This window comes from Nonomuraea composti (assembly GCF_012034275.1).
GTDB classification, from domain to species: Bacteria; Actinomycetota; Actinomycetes; order Streptosporangiales; family Streptosporangiaceae; genus Nonomuraea; species Nonomuraea composti.
Window position 1 is genome coordinate 83168 of record NZ_JAATEP010000015.1, and the last position, 13873, is coordinate 97040.

The window sequence follows — 13873 nt, forward strand, 5'->3', positions numbered from 1 at the left end:
CCTCGTGGCGTCGCGCCGCCGGCTCGACCAGGAATTCGGGCCGGGGCACCTCAAGCCCCCTAAGGGGGCGTTTCAGCCCGGCCGCGAGGGAGGATGCGGCCGGGCTGCTTGTGGGCGGTCATGAGACGAGGAAGCGGGCGAAGACCGAGCGGTGACGGCGCTCGGCCGGCCGCGCCTTGCTCGCCTCACGTACGCGCCGCTGTTCGGCGGCGGCCTGGCGCAGCTCGGCCGCGTGGTACTGCATTACCGAGTATTCGAGTTCGGCGTTCATCCGACTGCTCCCTTGTCTCGTTCCCTGCACTCTCAAGGTTCGTCCTAAGGCCCCCTCCCTCACATCGGGCGGATGCCTTATCTCTCGGCATAAGCGCAGATAGGGAGGTACTTAGGGAGGCGCACCGGACGTCTAAGGCGCAGGTGAGGATGCTTAGGGCTCGTCGGTGAACTTCACCGTGACCTTCGTGAAGCCGAGCGACTTGAGCAGGCCGGACAGCATGGCCTTGGTGTTGGCGTCGGCCCTGGCCCGCAGGTCACTGGCCACGGCCGCCTCGCTGATCTTCTTCTCGGCCAGGAGGTAGAGCTCCCGCTGGTCGGTGGGAGAGCCCGACAGGAAGTCGCTCACCCGGTCGAACAGGCCGCGCTGCTGGGCGAAGACGTACGAGCGGCTGTTGTCGATGTTCGGCTTCTCCAGCTGGGCGCGCGGCACCCGTACGGTCGCCTGGGTGCGGTCCTGCGAGACGGTCACGGCGCCCGCCGCCACGCCCGAGAAGTCGACGTAGGCGTCCACCCCGCCCGCCCCGACGAACAGCGTGCGCGTGCCCTTGATCGCGTCGGGCAGGAAGTTGGCGTCCTTCTCCAGGTCCACGACCACCTGGAAGCTGCCCGTAGCCGCCTCGAACCGGCTCAGGTCCTTGATGGACTGCAGCAGCACCGGCTGGCTGCGGTCGATGCTCCGCTCGCCGAGCGGGTCGACCCAGGACCAGACGAGCCGGCCGCCCACGACGAGCAGGGCCACCAGCACCAATAAGCCTGCGAGATATCGCCACCGGCGGCGCCGCCCGGAGGTCACCTCGGGCGGCGCCGTTCGCGAAGTCGTCATGCGAGCATGACTACCCGCTGGGCGATCATCAGTGCCAGCTCTTTGGTGACATCTTCGCCACCAGTCCGTGAGCGTTCTCCGGCGGGCCCTGCTCCGCGCGCTGGTGCCGGTGCCGCTGCGGGAGGCCGGGCCGGTGGGCGGCGGGGAGCTGCGCGGAGGCCGGCGACCTGCCGAGACCCCGCGCCCGCGCGGCGTTCTGCACCCGCGCGGGACCCTGCGCCTGTGCGGGATCCTGCGCAGCTGCCGGAGCGGGATCCGGGGCCTCAACAGGAGTCTGGGCCTGCGCGGGAGCCGGGGCCTCCACGGGCACCTGGGCCTGCGCGGGCGTCTGCGGCTGCCCCGAGTCGAACACCGGCCAGCTCACACCCGCCGTGTCGGGCGTCCACCGGTCGGCGGGAGGAGCCTCCTGCGTCCAGTCGCCACGCGGCTCGCCGGGCGCGGAGCCGGCGCCCGGCATGCCCGGCGCCGAGTTCCCCGGCACCGAGCCGCCGGGCGTGGAGGTGGCCGGCGCGCTGCCGGCGGGCCCCGGGTACACCGGGTAGCCGTGGCTGGTCTCGGGGCTCGGCCGGGCCGACGGCGGGAGCTGCGCGTGCGACGGGCCGCCGCCGAAGTGCGTGCTCGACAGCCGGCAGCCCTGGAAGTCGCTGTAGAACATGCGCAGCCACTCCCTGCGCTGGTGCTCGCTCCACGAGGAGAACGCCGCCGTCGCGTAGTGGTGCTCGGGCAGCGGCGTGCCGGGCAGCGGCTCGCCGCGCAGCCAGGCGACGACGATCTGCCGGTAGCCCTCCGCGACGGCGCTCGCGCACCGGGGGGCCAGCGCCTCGATGTACTCGTGGGCGGCCTCCTCCGCGAACCCCGCGGACAGGTCGGGCACGTGCACCGGCGCCAGGCCGTTCGACGGCTTGAGCGGGTCGTCCAGCGGGCGCTGCTCCACGCGCGTGAACGCGGCGGGAGTGCCCGCGAGCCGGGAGGCGATCTGCGTGAACGCGGCCCCCAGCTCGGTCAGCCCCGCCCGCATGCCCGGGTGCACGCACACCGTGATCGGCCACTCCTGGCAGGCGTAGGCGATGTCCACGGCCGCGGCCGGCTTCGGCTGGGCCAGGACCCGAGACACGCCCATGCCGGCGGCCAGCACCGACAGCAGCGCGCACGCCAGCACCAGGGCCTGCCTGGTGACCAGCGCCGCCCAGCCGAGCAGCAGCGCCGCCGTGATGCCGAGCAGCCAGATCGTCTGGTCGAAGAACGGGGCCCCGTTCAGGCCCTGGAACAGGTCGTACGGCTCGCCGGTGCCGGGCGCGAGCTTGTCGGCCCAGCCGCGGTCGTCGGCCAGCCACGAGAACAGCCCGTAGCAGGCCAGGCCGGCCAGCGGCGGGGTGAACGGGCGCGGCAGCACCCAGCCGGCCACCCAGCCGATCACCGAGTACAGCGCCAGCCCCGCCATGCCCATGGTCAGCCCGGTCAGGCTCAGCCGGCCGGCCTGGTCGGTGAGCACCGTCTTGACGGCGAGCACCAGCACCGTGGCCCCGAACGAGCCGACCACCACCATGACGATCGCCAGCGGCGCCTTGAGCGCCCGCCACGTCGTCAGGGAGCGCCCGCGCAACGCCCGGCGTTTGCGCAGTGCCACCCAGGCGGCGAAGGCCGCCGCCACCGGCCCGGTCAGCCGGAGCGAGCCGATGACCGCGGCCACGATGTTCTCCCACGCGTCCACGCCTGGAATCAGGACGTTCCACGCCGCGAACAGGCCGACAGCCAGCAGCACGGCAACCGTGACGGCCGCGCTGTGCTTCAGCTCCTCTCGTGAAACGCCCGCGTGCTCACGCACCCTTTTCCCCGTTGAAGTTCATCAAGCATCCCCCGTGCCCCTTGGCGAGGCGGATCACGCGTGGTCCCGGCCGTCCCCACGGCCGCTGGACTTGGCATCCGCGTCACCATACGTAGGAGAACCATAACTGAGCGTGATGATTGATGTCCGGATTCTTGGTCAAGCAAAGAAGCCTGTCGCTCAGAGTGACCAGACGAACCGGGACGAGCGGCGCGCTACCGTAGCGCTGTGTCGCAGCCGAAGCCGCTCAACCTGCCGTTCGACCCGATCGACCGCGCCGCGGAGAGCTGGCGCTCTCACTTCGGGCCTTCCGCCGCCATGGCAGCCGTTACCTCGATCATGAGAGCGCACCAGATCCTGCTGTCGCAACTTGACTCGCTCCTGAAGCCATACGACTTGACCTTCGCCAGGTACGAGGGTTTGGTCCTGTTGACCTTCAGCAAGACCGGGGCGCTGCCGCTGTCCAAGATCGGGGAGCGTCTCATGGTTCATCCCACGAGCGTCACGAACACGGTGGACAGGCTGGAGAAGTCCGGGTTCGTCCGGCGGCTGCCCAATCCGCGCGACGGCCGCGGCGTGCTGGCGGAGATCACCGAGGCGGGCCGCGACGTCGTGCGCCGGGCCACCGCCGACCTGATGGCCGCCGAGTTCGGCCTGACGATGTACGCCGAGGACGAACTCCACCGCATGTTCGACCAGCTGCGCACCCTCAGGGTGGCGGCGGGTGACTTCGCGGCCCCGTCCATGCGGCAAGATGAAGGGCATGGCGGACTTCTCTAGGCCCGGGTCCCTCTACGGAGCGGTGGACCTGGGCGCGCGTAAGCAGGCTCTGGAGGCGCAGGCCCGGCGGGAGGCGGCAGGTCCCCAGGCGGCCTCGTCGGCCTCGGTCGTCGACGTGACCGAGGAGACGTTCACGACCGACGTCATCGACCGGTCCATGACGGTGCCCGTCGTGCTCGACCTCTGGTCGCCCAGGGCGCCGGGCAGCGCCCAGCTCAGCCCGGTGCTGGAGAAGGTCGTCGGCGACCTCGGCGGCAGGGTCGTGCTGGCGAAGGTCAACGTCGACGCGAGCCCGCAGATCGCGCAGGCGCTGCGCGTGCAGGCGGTGCCGACGGTGCTGGCGATCTTCCAGGGGCAGGCCGTCACCGGCTTCCAGCAGGTGCTGCCCGAGCAGGAGGTGCGCCGCTGGCTCGACGAGCTGATGGGCGCGGTCGAGCAGTTCTACCAGGCCAATCCGGGTGCCCGGCCTCCGGCCGCGGGCGAGGAGGGGCAGGAGGCGCCCGCGGGGCCGCCTGTCGACCCCGACCTGGTGGCGGCCGAGCAGGCCATCGACCAGGGCGACTTCGACGCGGCGATCGCGGCCTACCAGCGGCTGCTGGCCCGCGCGCCGGGCAACGAGGACGCCAAGATGGGCCTCGCCGGGGTCAACCTGATCAAGCGCACGTCCGAGGCCGACCCGGCCGAGGTGCAGCGGCGCGCGCAAGACCCGTCCGACATCGAGGCGCAGCTGCTCGCCGCCGACCTGGAGATGTTGTCCGGCTCGGTCGACGAGGCGTTCGCGCGGGTCATCGCGGTGGTCAAGCGCACCTCCGGCGACGAGCGCGATCGGGCCAGGCGGCACCTGCTCGGGCTTTTCGAAGCATTGCCGGCGGAAGACCCATCTTTGGCCAAAGCGCGCAGAGCGTTGGCGAGCGCTCTGTTCTAACCTGGAGCCATGCGGGTCGTCACGATATCGGCGACATACGGCACGGCCGGCAGCCAGATCGGCCCGGCCGTCGCCGAGCGGCTCGGTGTGCCCTTCGTCGACCGGGCCGTCCCCAGCGCCGTGGCGGAGGAGCTGGGCTGCCCGCTGGAAGAGGCGCTGGCCCACGACGATCGGGCCGAGCACGGCCTGAGCCGGCTGTTCGCGGGGGCGGTGCGGCTTCCGACGGTCACGTTCGGCGGCGTCGACATGTACGTGCCGGGGGCGATGCCGCTGGCGCCCGAGGAGTTCGTCCGGCGCACCGAGCGCATGCTGAAGGAGACGGCCCGCGGCCAGGGCGGCGTGTTCCTGGGCCGGGCCGGCGCGCTGGTGCTGGCCGACCATCCGGGCGCGCTGCACGTCAGGCTCGACGCCCCGCTCGCGCGCCGCGTCCGCCAGACGGCCACGTTCGGAGAGCTGAGCGAGCGCGAGGCCCGCCGCGTCATCGAGGACAACGACCGCGCCCGCACCGCCTACGTGCGGCACTTCTACCGTGCCGACCCCGCCGATCCGTGCCTGTACCACCTGGTTCTCGACAGCACCACGATCCCGGTGACGACGTGTGTCGAGCTGATCGTCACGGCGGCCGAGGCGCTCGATTGACCGAGCGCCGAGTCAGGCCACAGTCAACTGCCCCTAACATGGATGCATTCTTGGTCAGTCCCGAAGGAGCGATTGACGTGGCGACCGTCCCGAGTGTGTCGTACTCCATCACCGTGCGTCTCGAGGTGCCGGCCGGCGGCAAGGCCGTCAGCCAGCTCACCCACGCCGTAGAGTCGGCCGGGGGCGTCGTGACCGCCCTCGACGTCACCAACGCGGGGCACGAGAAGCTCCGCATCGACGTCACCTGCGCGGCCCGTGACACCGACCACGCCCAGGCCATCGTCGACCAGCTCGAGGCCGTCGAGGGCGTCGTCATCCACAAGGTGTCCGACCGCACGTTCCTCATGCACCTCGGTGGCAAGATCGAGATGAAGTCGAAGGTGCCGCTGCGCAACCGCGACGAGCTGTCCATGGCCTACACGCCGGGCGTGGCGCGCGTGTCGATGGCGATCGCGCGCAACAAGGAAGACGCGCGGCGCCTGACCATCAAGCGCAACACGGTGGCCGTGGTCACCGACGGCTCGGCCGTGCTGGGGCTGGGCAACATCGGGCCGGAGGCGGCGCTGCCGGTCATGGAGGGCAAGGCGGCGCTGTTCAAACGCTTCGCCGGCATCGACGCGTGGCCGATCTGCCTCGACACCCAAGACGTCGACGAGATCGTCCGCACCGTGCAGGTGATCGCGCCCGGCTTCGGCGGCATCAACCTCGAAGACATCGGCGCGCCGCGCTGCTTCGAGGTGGAGCGGCGGCTGCGCGAGCTGCTCGACATCCCGGTCTTCCACGACGACCAGCACGGCACCGCCATCTGCGTGCTGGCCGCGCTCACCAACGCGCTGCGGGTCGTCAACAAGAACATCGAGGCCGTCAAGATCACCATGGCCGGCGCGGGCGCGGCGGGCAACGCCGTGCTGCGGCTGCTGCTGGCCGCCGGCGCCCGCAACATCGTCGTCTGCGACTACCTCGGCGCCGTCCACAAGGGCCGCGACGACCTCGACGAGTCGCTGCGCTGGATCGCCGAGCACACCAACGCCGAGGGCTACTCCGGCGACCTGCGCGGTGCCGTCAAGGACGCCGACGTGTTCGTGGGCGTCTCGGCGCCGGGCATCCTGACGGGCGACGACATCGCCACGATGGCCGACGACGCGGTGGTGTTCGCCCTGGCCAACCCGGAGCCGGAGGTCTCGCCCGACGACGCCCGCGAGCACGCCGCCGTGGTCGCGACGGGCCGCTCCGACTACCCCAACCAGATCAACAACGTGCTGGCCTTCCCGGGCGTGTTCCGGGGGCTGCTGGACGCGCAGGCGAGCGGCGTGACGCAGGAGATGCTGCTGGCCGCCGCGAACGCGCTGGCCGCCGTCGTGACGCCCGAGGAGCTGGGCCCCAACTACATCATCCCGAGCGTCTTCCACCCCGACGTGGCCACCGCGGTGGCCGCCGCCGTCCGCGAGTCGGCCGGCGGCCGGGCGCGCGGCTTCACAGAAGCCTGATCTTTCACGGCACGGCCCAGGTCACCCCACCCGCCGACCAGGGCTCCGGGCCTCCAGGAAGACGCCTCCAACCCGCACGGGGCCGGCCGCCGCCACGGCGCACACCTGGCCGGGTTCCGCGGTCAGCCCCGGCCCGCCGCGTCAGAAGCGGTGAGGGCGGGCATCAGGCGGTAGCTCTCCTGGAAGACCAGGTTGTGGGCGTCGCCGGCGGCGATCACGCGCAGCGTGTCCAGCTGGCCGGCGGCGTCCGTCTCGTCGAAGACGTTCAGCGGCCAGTCGCCGACCGTGTTGCCGCGCAGGTGCGGGTGGTGGAAGTCGCAGCCGAAGTGGGCGACCACCGCGATCGGCTGCACGCCGCTCTCGCGCTGCCGGGGCCACGTCAGCGACCACATGGCGTTGAGGCCCCCTTCGCGGGAGCGGGTGACGCCGCTGGCGACCACCTCGCCGGTGCCGAGCAGCAGGTCGGCGTTGACCTCGTCGAGGGCGTGCCGGGCCACGGGGTCGAGGAGCTCGACGGCCCTGGCGAACACGCGTTCCTTGTCCTCCCGCGTGACGGCGTGGCCGTGGTCGCCGTCACGCAGGTCCTTGAAGTGCCTGAGCAGGGCTTCGTTGATGGGAGTGCGCATGCCTGCCCCCTGCCCAGGCGGGGCGCCTGGCCACCTGCCGGGGCGGGTCAGGCCAGCAGCGCGGCGATCCTGGCCCGGACGTCGGGGGTGTCGAGGCCGCGTACGGTGAGCGTGGTGCGGCGGCGGACGACGTCGTCGACGGTGGCGGCCCACTCGTGGTCACGGGCGAAGACGGCCTGGGCCCAGATGTCGGGCCCGTCGGGGTGGATGCGCTCGCCGAGCGCGGGGTCGTCCCTGATGAGCCGGGCCAGCTCGAACGCGATCGACCCGTAGTGCGTGGCCAGGTGCCTGGCCACCAGCGGGTCCATGCGGGTGCCCGGGTCGCGGTCGGTCCACAGCCGCATGGCGACCGCGTCGGGGCTGGCCAGGCCGGGCAGCGGCACGGCCGGCAGGATGTCGGCGAGGTCGTCGCCCAGGGGGCGGCCCGGCAGGTGGGCGAGGATGTCGAGCACGTGCTTGCCGATGTGCCGGTAGGTGGTCCACTTGCCGCCGGCCACCGAGAGCATGCCGCCGGAGCCGCGGGTCAGCACCGTCTCGCGCTTGGCCGCCGTGACCTGGCCGGGGCCGCCGGGCAGGACGCGCAGGCCGGCGAAGGCATAGGTGATGTCCTCGCGCCGGAGCTGCTCGTCGCGCACGGAGTGGCCGGCCTCGTCGAGGATCTGCGCGATGTCCGCCTCGGTGGGGCTGACCAGGCCGGGGTCGCCCTCGTACGCCTCGTCCGTGGTGCCGAGCAGCAGGTGGTCCTCCCACGGGATGGCGAAGGAGACGCGGTACTTGTCGATGGGCGTGGTCAGCGCCGCCTTCCACGGCTCGTGCCGGCGCAGCACCAGGTGGGCGCCCTTGGACAGGCGGATGCTCGGCTCGGCGGACGGGTCCTCCATGCGCCGCAGGTGGTCCACCCACGGGCCGGTGGCGTTGAGCACGAGCCGGGCGGACACGCCGAACTCGGTGCCGTCGAGCCGGTCGCGCAGCTCGGCGCCGGTCACGCTGCCGGACGTCTTGCGCAGCCCCACGACCTCGGCGTGGTTGAGCACGGTCGCGCCGGCGTCCACGGCGGCGCGCACGGTCATGACGGCGACGCGGCTGTCGTTCATCTGGTGGTCGCCGTAGACGGCGGCGGCCCGCAGGCCCTCCGTCCGCAGGGCCGGGACCTTGGCCAGCGCCTGGTGGGGCGTGATCACCTTGCCCATGCCGTCGCCGAACACCGACAGCGCCGAGTACAGGAACACGCCCGCACCCAGCTTGGCGGCCCCGTGCGGCCCGCCCTTGTAGATCGGCACCAGGAACGTCAGCGGCTTGACCAGGTGCGGCGCGATGTCGGCGGCCAGGGCGCGCCGCTCGCGGTGGTTCTCGGCGACGAGCTTGACGTTGCCGGTCTGCAGGTAACGCAGCCCGCCGTGGACGAGCTTGGAGGAGGCGCTGGAGGTGGCCCCGGCGAAGTCGCCGGCGTCGACCATCGCCACCCGCAGCCCCGCCTGGGCGGCCATCCAGGTCACGGACGTGCCGAGGATGCCGCCCCCGATCACGAGCAGGTCGTAGGTGGTGGTGGAGAGCTCCTGCCGGACCTCCGCCCGATCGGTGCCGATCGCGGTCGTCATCGCCGTCATCCCTCCTGCTCGACCCAGCCCAGGGTGCGGGCCACGGCCTTCTTCCAGTTGCGGTACTCGCGGTCGCGAGCCGCTTCGTCGATCGCGGGCCGCCACTCGGCGGCCTTGTGCCAGTTGGCGCGCAGCGTGTCGAGGTCGGGCCAGTAGCCGGTGGCCAGGCCCGCCGCGTACGCGGCGCCGAGCGCGGTCGTCTCGGCCACCATCGGCCGGATCACCGGCACGGCCAGCACGTCGGCGAGCGTCTGCATGAGCAGGTTGTCGGCGGTCATGCCGCCGTCGGCCCGCAACGTCGTCAGGTCGAGCCCGGAGTCGGCGTTCATGGCGTCCACGACCTCGCGCGTCTGCCACGCGGTGGCCTCCAGGACGGCCCGCGCGATGTGCCCCTTGTTGACGAACCCGGTCAGCCCCGCGATCACCCCGCGCGCGTCGGAGCGCCAGTGCGGCGCGAACAGCCCGGAGAAGGCCGGCACGAAGTAGCAGCCGCCGTTGTCGTCGACGGTCTTGGCCAGCGTCTCGATCTCGGCGGCGCTGGAGATGAGGCCGAGGTTGTCGCGCAGCCACTGCACCAGGGAGCCGGTGACGGCGATGGCGCCCTCCAGCGCGTACGTGGCGGGCCCGTCGCCGATGCGGTAGCCGACGGTGGTCAGCAGGCCGTGCTTGGAGACGACCGGCGCGGAGCCGGTGTTCATCAGCAGGAAGCTGCCGGAGCCGTAGGTGCTCTTGACCTCGCCGGGCTCGAAGCAGGTCTGCCCGAACAGCGCCGCCTGCTGGTCGCCGAGCGCCGCGGCGACCGGGACGCCGGCCTCGGTGTGGCCGTAGACCTCGGAGGACGGGCGGATCTCCGGCAGCATCGCGCGCGGCACGCCCATCGCGGCGAGCAGCTCGTCGTCCCACTCCAGGGTGTGGATGTTCATCAGCATCGTGCGGCTGGCGTTGGTGACGTCGGTGATGTGCCGGCCGGTGAGGTTCCACAGCAGCCAGCTGTCCATCGTGCCGAACAGCACTTCGCCGCGCTCGGCCCGCTCCCGCAGCCCGTACGCGTCGAGCAGCCAGCGGATCTTGGGCCCGGAGAAGTAGGTGTGCAGCGGCAGCCCGGCCTTCTCCTTGAACAGCCCCTCGTGCTCGGCCAGCGCGCGGGTGAGCGCGTCGGTGCGGGTGTCCTGCCACACGACGGCGGGGCAGGCGGGGCGGCCGGTGGCGCGGTCCCACAGGACGGTGGTCTCGCGCTGGTTGGTGATGCCCAGGGCGGCGATCTGCGCGTCGTCGATGCCGGCGCCGCTGACGGCCTGGGCCAGGACGGCCCGGACGTTCTGCCAGATCTCGTCGGCGTCGTGCTCGACCCAGCCCGGCTTGGGGAAGATCTGGCGGTGCTCGCGCTGGGCGACGGAGATGATGTTGCCGGCCTCGTCGAACACGATGCACCGGCTGGACGTGGTGCCCTGGTCGATGGCTGCGACGTAGTGCGGTCGAGGCACTGGTTCCTCGCAAGACTTATGGTTCGACAATGCCGAACGAATGGTATGTGGTCCGTCGGAGCTTGTTCAAGTGTCATCGGGCGAGGTCGCGGGTGATGGCCCGCGCCGCGTCGCGTACGTAGGAGACGAACTGCATGTCCAGCCGGCCGTCGGTGGCCAGCCGCTCGACCGCGCCGCGGATGCCGATGGCGCCGACCACGATGCCGCGCCGGTCCTTGATCGGGGCGGCGATGGCCACCTCGCCCTCCGTCAGCTCCTCCATCTCGGCCGCCCAGCCGCGCGCCCTGACCTGGTCGAGCTCCGCCTCCAGGGCCGCCGGGTCGGTGATCGTGTGCTTGGTGCGGGGCTCCAGGGGCTGGGCGTGCTCGCCGTACGGGTCGTGGGCGAGCAGCACCTTGCCCAGGGCGCTGGCGTGGGTCGGCAGGTACGTGCCCACCTGGAGCGTCTGCATGCTGTCGTCGGGACGGAAGACGTGGTGGATGACCAGGACGTGGCCCTCGTGCAGGGTGCCGATCCAGGCGCTCTCCCTGCTGCGGCCGGCCAGCGCGTCGGCCCAGTTGATGCTGCGGGTGCGCAGCTCGTTGACGTCGAGGTAGCTGCTGCCGAGATGGAGCAGCGTGGCGCCGAGGCGATACTTGCCGGTGGCCGCGTCCTGCTCGACGAAACCCACGTGGACCAGGGTGCGCAGGATGCCGTGCAGCGTGCCCTTCGGCAGGCCCATGGCGCGGGCCAGCTCGGCCACCCCGAGTTGCCGTGGACCGGAGGCGAGCAGCCGTAGGATCGCGGCGGCGCGCTCCACCGATTGAATCGTCTCTCCCACAACGGGAACCCTAACGCAGTTCGGCAATGCCGAACACCCTGTTAACGGGAAAAGTGTGCCTGTAAGCTGGAGTCCTGCACGAGGAGACTAGATGGACCAACCTTCCCGCTCGGCGGGAACCGTGCGGCCCGGGGGCCGCACAGCCCGAGTACGCGCGGCCGTCCTGGAGGCCACCCAGGACGAGCTGGTCGAGCGCGGCTTCCACGGCCTGACCATGGACCAGGTCGCGGCCAGGGCGGGCGTCGGCAAGACCACCGTCTACCGGCGCTGGGGGAGCACCACCGGGCTGGTGGCCGACCTCATGAACGAGCTGGCCAACCAGTCCTCCGACCACGCCGACACGGGAAGCGTCGAGGAGGACCTGCGGGCCAACGCGCTGGCCGTGCTCGACGCGGTCAACGACGGGCGGCTCGGGGCCACGTTCCAGGCCGTGATCGCCGCCGCCACCTGCGACGAGCAGGCGGCGCAGGCCCTGCGGGCCTTCTACTCGCGCCGCATCGAGGAGTGGGCCAAGGTCGTGGACCTGGCCGTGCGGCGGGGCGAGCTGCCTGAGGGCACCGACGGGGCCGAGGTGATCAGGGCCATCTCGGCCCCGCTCTACTACCGGCTGGTGGTCACGAGGGAGCCGGTGACGCGGGTGGTCGCCGAGCGCTCCGTGACCCGCACGCTGGCCGCCGCCCGGGCCGGGGCGTTCGTCGTGTGACGGAAGCGCTGGTCTGTCACATGCCGGATCGGGGCCAGATCGAGCCGTACCACCACAGGATCCCGCCCATCACCACCAGGCCGCCCGCCGTGGCCAGCTTCCCCATGAGATCGGCGGGCGGGCCCGTGTACGGCAGGCGCCCGTGCCGGCGGTGCCCCCACGGGCAGTCGTTCTCGACGTGGCTGGAGTCGATGAGCGTCTCCGGGTCGTGGTCGCTGACCGAGTACGCCTCGATCTCGGCCCCGCTGCCCTTGCCCACCGGCACGTGTCGCACGACGGTCTTGCGGGCCGGGATCGAGCCGCTCGCCACGCTGGTGCCGTCGGCCTTCAGGTCGAAGCGGGCGAGCTGGCGGGTCTGGTTGTGCAGCCGCACGGCCACCCGGCCCGAGCGGCAGCCCACGTCGTCGACGGTCATCGTGAACGGGTCACCGGAGTCGTGTCGCGGCCAGGGCCAGTCGCCCGTCTGGGCGTCGGAGACGGAGGGGAGCAGCGCGATGGCGCCCAGGGGCAGGGCGGCCAGGACGAGGCGAATGCTGATACGCATATGTTTCTCCCACGAGCGATCTCCGCTACCTAAAGTTCCCAAGCGGGCACGAAAAGTAACATCGACACTCCGGGGGAGCGCGCACCCCCGCAGGTACTTCATGATGGAGGTATGGCGGAAGCGATCTACGTCGGCGGGTTGCTGGTGGCGACGCCACTTCTCGACGACCCCAACTTCCGGCGTAGCGTCGTGCTGATTCTCGAACACGACCACGACGGCGGCACTTTGGGCGTCGTGCTCAACCGGCCCAGCGACATCTCGGTGACACAGGTGCTGCCTGTGTGGGATCCCCTGGTGACCGGGCCCTCCGTGCTCTTCGAGGGCGGGCCCGTACAGACCGACAGCGCGCTGGCGCTGGCGGCGGTGCCCAGCGGGGAGGAGCCGCTGGGGTGGCGCCGGCTGCACGCGGGCACCGACGCGGTGGCCCGGCTCGGCACGGTCGACCTCGACGCGCCGCCCGAGATCCTGCAAGGGGAGATCGCGCAGATGCGCATCTTCGCGGGGTATGCGGGCTGGACGTCCGGGCAGCTGGAGAGCGAGATCGCCGAGGGCGCCTGGTACGTCGTGGACTCCGAGGTCGGCGACACCTTCCACGCCGACCCGACCTCGCTGTGGCGGCAGGTGCTGCGGCGCCAGCGCGGCGAGCTGGCCTTCGTGGCGACCTGCCCCGACGACCCCACGATGAACTAGCGGTTACAGGTCCCAGCCCGGCCGCAGGGAGCGCTCGGCCAGGGCGATGCTCTCCGCCATCCTGTGCTGGACCTCCTCGAACGTGCCTTCGCGGCGCGGGCACTCGAACCCGACGCGCATCGTCGACATCGCCCACGCCACGATCAGGTGCGTGAGCTGGTCTTGAGCGGGGTCCACGCCCCGGCGGGCGGCGATCACCTCGGCCAGGTGCTGCTCGGTGCGGGCGCCCCTGGCCACCGACAGCCCGACCAGGCGCGGATGCTCGTCCAGCAGCCGCCGCAGCTTCAGGAAGCGCGCGGCGTCCTCGGGCGTCGCCTCCTGGAGATCGGCCAGGACGGCGCGCATCGCCTGCATGAGGCAGGCGAACGGCGGCTCGTCGGGCGGCCGGCTCGCCAGAGCCTCCAGCATGAGATCTTCCGCGTGGTCGTGGAAGAGCAGGACCAGGTGATCCTTGCCGGTGAAGTAGCGGAAGAAGGTGCGAGGGGAGATCTCGACGGCCCCCGCTATCTGCTCGACGGTCGTCGACTCGTATCCTTGTTCGAGGAACAAGTCCAGTGCCGCGTCGAGGATCGCCAGGCGCGTCTTCTCCTTCTTGCGTTCCCGAAGACCCACTGTGGTCACTCCCTCGAAACCTTTCTGTCACAGTGTGCCATAAG

At 71.6% G+C, this 13873-nt stretch carries 15 protein-coding genes; 6 read left to right on the top strand and 9 right to left on the bottom strand.

Annotated elements, in window-relative coordinates; all coding sequences use genetic code 11:
- Window positions 1–118: 118 nt before the first annotated feature.
- The 3 genes from HCN51_RS22195 to HCN51_RS22205 all read right to left on the bottom strand — a co-directional run bounded on the left by HCN51_RS22195 (window position 119) and on the right by HCN51_RS22205 (window position 2921).
- Window positions 119–271 (bottom strand): hypothetical protein, encoded by a 153-nt coding sequence (locus tag HCN51_RS22195; RefSeq protein ID WP_168011410.1) that lies wholly within the window; start codon window positions 269–271, stop codon window positions 119–121.
- Between the two features lie 153 nt (window positions 272–424).
- Window positions 425–1096 carry a DUF4230 domain-containing protein gene (locus HCN51_RS22200; RefSeq protein ID WP_168011411.1) on the bottom strand — a complete coding sequence of 224 codons (672 nt, stop codon included), beginning with the start codon at window positions 1094–1096 and terminating at the stop codon, window positions 425–427.
- A 28-nt stretch (window positions 1097–1124) separates the two neighbouring features.
- Window positions 1125–2921: a hypothetical protein gene (locus HCN51_RS22205; protein ID WP_168011412.1), complete on the bottom strand. Its 1797-nt coding sequence runs from the start codon at window positions 2919–2921 to the stop codon at window positions 1125–1127.
- 228 nt (window positions 2922–3149) lie between these two features.
- On the opposite strand from HCN51_RS22205, the gene HCN51_RS22210 reads away from it, so the two are divergent.
- The 4 genes from HCN51_RS22210 (at window position 3150) to HCN51_RS22225 (ending at window position 6752) form a co-directional block, all read left to right on the top strand.
- Complete coding sequence (locus HCN51_RS22210) at window positions 3150–3701, top strand: MarR family winged helix-turn-helix transcriptional regulator (protein WP_080042467.1); 552 nt, start codon at window positions 3150–3152, stop codon at window positions 3699–3701.
- A complete protein-coding gene (locus tag HCN51_RS22215; protein ID WP_168011413.1) occupies window positions 3685–4626 on the top strand; it encodes a tetratricopeptide repeat protein in 942 nt (313 codons plus the stop codon). Before HCN51_RS22210 ends, HCN51_RS22215 begins: the two co-directional genes overlap by 17 nt.
- A gap of 9 nt (window positions 4627–4635) precedes the next feature.
- Entirely contained in the window at window positions 4636–5265 is a 630-nt protein-coding gene (locus tag HCN51_RS22220) for a cytidylate kinase-like family protein (RefSeq protein WP_168011414.1), read from the top strand.
- Window positions 5266–5342: 77 nt separating this feature from the next.
- Window positions 5343–6752: a malic enzyme-like NAD(P)-binding protein gene (locus HCN51_RS22225; protein WP_168011415.1), complete on the top strand. Its 1410-nt coding sequence runs from the start codon at window positions 5343–5345 to the stop codon at window positions 6750–6752.
- Window positions 6753–6874: 122 nt separating this feature from the next.
- Here HCN51_RS22225 and HCN51_RS22230 read toward each other — a convergent pair whose 3' ends face one another.
- The 4 genes from HCN51_RS22230 to HCN51_RS22245 form a co-directional block, all read right to left on the bottom strand.
- Window positions 6875–7378: a hypothetical protein gene (locus HCN51_RS22230; RefSeq protein ID WP_080042463.1), complete on the bottom strand. Its 504-nt coding sequence runs from the start codon at window positions 7376–7378 to the stop codon at window positions 6875–6877.
- A gap of 47 nt (window positions 7379–7425) precedes the next feature.
- Window positions 7426–8985: a glycerol-3-phosphate dehydrogenase/oxidase gene (locus HCN51_RS22235; protein ID WP_206067443.1), complete on the bottom strand. Its 1560-nt coding sequence runs from the start codon at window positions 8983–8985 to the stop codon at window positions 7426–7428.
- Window positions 8982–10460 carry a glycerol kinase GlpK gene (gene glpK / locus HCN51_RS22240; protein ID WP_168011416.1) on the bottom strand — a complete coding sequence of 493 codons (1479 nt, stop codon included), beginning with the start codon at window positions 10458–10460 and terminating at the stop codon, window positions 8982–8984. Before glpK ends, HCN51_RS22235 begins: the two co-directional genes overlap by 4 nt.
- A gap of 73 nt (window positions 10461–10533) precedes the next feature.
- The gene (locus HCN51_RS22245) at window positions 10534–11280 is read right to left on the bottom strand and encodes an IclR family transcriptional regulator domain-containing protein (RefSeq protein WP_168011417.1); all 747 of its coding nucleotides are present in this window, start codon (window positions 11278–11280) and stop codon (window positions 10534–10536) included.
- Between the two features lie 91 nt (window positions 11281–11371).
- Between HCN51_RS22245 and HCN51_RS22250 the strand changes: the two genes are divergently transcribed.
- Complete coding sequence (locus HCN51_RS22250) at window positions 11372–11983, top strand: TetR/AcrR family transcriptional regulator (RefSeq protein ID WP_168011418.1); 612 nt, start codon at window positions 11372–11374, stop codon at window positions 11981–11983.
- Window positions 11984–11999: 16 nt separating this feature from the next.
- Here the strand turns inward: HCN51_RS22250 and HCN51_RS22255 are convergent, their stop codons facing one another.
- Complete coding sequence (locus tag HCN51_RS22255; RefSeq protein WP_168011419.1) at window positions 12000–12527, bottom strand: hypothetical protein; 528 nt, start codon at window positions 12525–12527, stop codon at window positions 12000–12002.
- 111 nt (window positions 12528–12638) lie between these two features.
- On the opposite strand from HCN51_RS22255, the gene HCN51_RS22260 reads away from it, so the two are divergent.
- On the top strand, window positions 12639–13217 hold the full coding sequence (locus HCN51_RS22260; protein WP_080042458.1) for a YqgE/AlgH family protein: 579 nt from the start codon (window positions 12639–12641) through the stop codon (window positions 13215–13217).
- A gap of 3 nt (window positions 13218–13220) precedes the next feature.
- On the opposite strand, the gene HCN51_RS22265 is transcribed toward HCN51_RS22260, so the two are convergent.
- The gene (locus tag HCN51_RS22265) at window positions 13221–13829 is read right to left on the bottom strand and encodes a TetR family transcriptional regulator (RefSeq protein ID WP_168011420.1); all 609 of its coding nucleotides are present in this window, start codon (window positions 13827–13829) and stop codon (window positions 13221–13223) included.
- Window positions 13830–13873 lie beyond the last annotated feature (44 nt).